This is a genomic window from Hydrogenophaga sp. (assembly GCF_025699295.1).
Lineage (GTDB): Bacteria > Pseudomonadota > Gammaproteobacteria > Burkholderiales > Burkholderiaceae_C > Hydrogenophaga.
Window position 1 is genome coordinate 1 of record NZ_JAILWB010000042.1, and the last position, 2,666, is coordinate 2,666.

General features: G+C 62.9%; 6 protein-coding genes. 4 read left to right on the plus strand and 2 right to left on the minus strand.

Annotated elements, in window-relative coordinates; translation table 11 throughout:
• From K5880_RS23090 to K5880_RS23105, 4 genes are all read left to right on the plus strand, one after another.
• Positions 1–661 (plus strand): hypothetical protein (locus tag K5880_RS23090; protein WP_297658349.1); only part of this gene is annotated, 661 nt, incomplete at its 5' end.
• 160 nt (positions 662–821) lie between these two features.
• Complete coding sequence (locus K5880_RS23095; protein WP_297658352.1) at positions 822–1,268, plus strand: hypothetical protein; 447 nt, start codon at positions 822–824, stop codon at positions 1,266–1,268.
• 27 nt (positions 1,269–1,295) lie between these two features.
• Entirely contained in the window at positions 1,296–1,424 is a 129-nt protein-coding gene (locus K5880_RS23100) for a hypothetical protein (RefSeq protein WP_297658355.1), read from the plus strand.
• Positions 1,425–1,610 (plus strand): hypothetical protein, encoded by a 186-nt coding sequence (locus K5880_RS23105; protein ID WP_297658358.1) that lies wholly within the window; start codon positions 1,425–1,427, stop codon positions 1,608–1,610. It abuts the gene before it with no gap.
• Between the two features lie 38 nt (positions 1,611–1,648).
• Here K5880_RS23105 and K5880_RS23110 read toward each other — a convergent pair whose 3' ends face one another.
• Complete coding sequence (locus K5880_RS23110) at positions 1,649–2,122, minus strand: hypothetical protein (protein WP_297658361.1); 474 nt, start codon at positions 2,120–2,122, stop codon at positions 1,649–1,651.
• Between the two features lie 202 nt (positions 2,123–2,324).
• Positions 2,325–2,483 carry a hypothetical protein gene (locus K5880_RS23115; protein ID WP_297658365.1) on the minus strand — a complete coding sequence of 53 codons (159 nt, stop codon included), beginning with the start codon at positions 2,481–2,483 and terminating at the stop codon, positions 2,325–2,327.
• Positions 2,484–2,666: the final 183 nt, after the last annotated feature.

Genomic DNA, 2,666 nt, shown 5'->3' on the forward strand with positions numbered 1-2,666 from the left:
GGCGCCGGCCGAGGCGGCCAGCTTTTTCGGACTCCGCGACCATGACCATAGCGGCGCCGGTGACGGTGGAACGCCGGCCGTCTTTGGCTCGGTCACTGGCCCGTATTTCATCACGGAGGGGTCAGCCTACATTTTCGATACCTGCACGGTCGGCACTGACTGCGACCTGCGACTAGTTTTCACGGCCAACAATGCCGGCACCACAATGATGCAGTTGGGATTTAGTGACGCGCTGGGCTATACCCGCTTGTGGAGCCAGGGCCACGGGCATGAGCTGCGCCTATCGGCCGAGAATGTCAGCGGCCAGACTGAAAACATGCTTGTGCTGGACCCGGACGGCGGCGCGACCGGCGCCGAAACCTTTGGCGATTCGTTTCCCATAAAAGCCTGCACAATCCGTTGGAGTTTTTCGGGGGGGTTGTCCACGCTCGCCAGCAAAAACTGCTCGATAACCGACGATACCGGCACGGGAAATTTCACTATCGACTTTGATTCAGGACTATTCGGATCGACCCCGACGTGCGTGTGCATGAATGACAGCCAGGGGTTTTGCCAGGGGCGGGGCATTCAGAATTCAACATCCTGGCAAATCAGTATGCGCGACACGTCAGCGACGCTCGCGGATTCCGGCGGCCAGGCCCTTTGCTTCGGAGACCAATGATGAACGCAGCACAGAAACGAGCCATCCGCCACGCCGCACGAGCCGCGAAAGCGGCCGCCAGGGCAGGGGAGAGTGCCCCCGACTATCAGGCGCTTCCCTGGAATGAGCTACGCGCCTATGCGGCGGATCAAGGGATAAACACCTTTCGACGCTCGCGCGAATGGATTCTGAAGCGTCTGGCGACCCGTTGATGCAAATGCGCGAGCTGGCACTATTCGCCGGCCTGGCTGGGCTGGGCCTGGCGTTGGTTTCTCGACCGGCAAAGGCGCTGGTGAAAGACGGCGTGCAGCTCGACGGCCTGGAGCCGGAAATGGTCCCGGCCGTGCACGTAGCTAACTCCGTGGCCCTGGAGCTGAGCGGTGAGCCGACCACAATCACCAGCGGCTTGGAAGGCGAGCACGGAGAGGGCAGCTTGCACTTTGAAGGGTTGGCCGTGGACGTGCGGCGCCTGGATCGGCATGTGGATCAGTTCGGCGGCGTGCACTTTATCGACCTGGCCCTGGCTGAGCGGCAGGCGCGCGCCATTCGGGCCGCGTTGCCTTCTGATTTCGACGTTGTTTTAGAGGCTACCCATGTCCATATTGAGTTTGATCCGCCTCACGCTTAACCCTGGCGCCTGGTGGGAGTGGATGGCGTGAGCCGGATACCGCGCGGCACGGCCGCCACCAGCTTTCTAGATTCACGTCCGGTGCGCCTGGCCGTTTGGGCGGGCATCGGCTTCGTGATCTGGCGCGTGTATCAGCGCAGCCGCGAGGCGAGCTGAATGGATATTTCCTTCCTTGAGCTGCTATCGGCGGGCGGCAATCTTTCCATGATGGCGCTAGTGCTCATCATGTGGAAATTCGACCGCCGGCTAGTCGTGATCGAAACCACCCTGAAGCACAATTCCGAACTGGCCAACGCAGTGGCGGCCGTGGCGAGTGCGCCTAAAACTACAAACGCGAGTTAGCCTGACGCTCGACCTGGGCGACCGGGCGGCGCTGGGGATCACCCTAGCAGCCGTGGGCGCGGTGGTGCTGGTCGCCGGGGCGCTGCTCTGGGGCTGAATCGGCACGCTGGCGCCGCCGTCTGCCGGCCGGCTTCCATCAATGCCAGCTTGATTTCCATCGCGGACAGCTCGCGCTGCAGCGCATCACGGTGCGAATAGACGTGGCCCCAGGCTTCGACCTGGCTGCACGCAAAGCCGCGCGCGTGGTTGTGGATATACAGCCGGCCGACCCCTTCACGATCAACGGCAAAGTGCGCCAGCTCCCAGCCGGTGCAGTGAATGAGGCCGATCACGGCCGACTCCATCGCCAGCCGAGCCGTGCGCGGGATCGCGTCCCCCCGGCACCAGCGGTGGATGGTGTTTTCTGTTACATCAAGTAGGGCGGCCAGCTCCGTCACGCCAATTGGTGCGCGATAGTTGGGCGGATAGCAGACATGCACGATCCCCGGGCCGGTTTTCTGAATACTTAGCATCTTTAGGTTTCCTCCGAGGCCGGAAATCTTACGGACGGGCGGCGCCGCCGCGTTGTGACGGAATGCGCAGATTTACTGGCAGCCGTGTACGGGTTTGTTGTCGCCTTGTGGGCGGATGCCGGCCTGGTGGTTGGAAACGACCGCGTGCGCCGTGTTGGCGAAGGTGAGCGCCTGCCAGCCGATCTGCACCCAGCGCGGCGCGTCATAGCGGCCGAGTGCCGCCCGCGTGTACGCCGGCGGCGGCGAAGCCCCAGGCCAGTGCCTCGGACTTCGACGGTTGCTCGCCGATCAGCGCCGCCGTCAGCCGGTCGGCTTCGTAGTAACAGGGATCGCCGGCGGGGCCGTTGACGGTCTGGGCCACGTCTACGGCGTGTAGGGATTGCCAGGCGAGTTCCTGGCTGGTGGTCGTGCAGCCCGGGGCAAACAAAATGATGGCCAGGAAAGCGCGAAAGCCGCGCAGCCAGCGGCCGAGCTGCCGACGAATTGCGCGTAATCTATATTATGTTAAATTGAATATGTTCCTCAGGTTGAAACTGTCGGCCCC

What these genes read in the sequence shown, in the direction of transcription:
- K5880_RS23095 (WP_297658352.1), top strand. Translation starts at nt 822, where the DNA reads ATGGATTCTGAAGCGTCTGGCGACCCGTTGATGCAAATGCGCGAGCTG.
- K5880_RS23105 (WP_297658358.1), top strand. Translation starts at nt 1,425, where the DNA reads ATGGATATTTCCTTCCTTGAGCTGCTATCGGCGGGCGGCAATCTTTCC.
- K5880_RS23110 (WP_297658361.1), bottom strand. Translation starts at nt 2,122, where the DNA reads ATGCTAAGTATTCAGAAAACCGGCCCGGGGATCGTGCATGTCTGCTAT.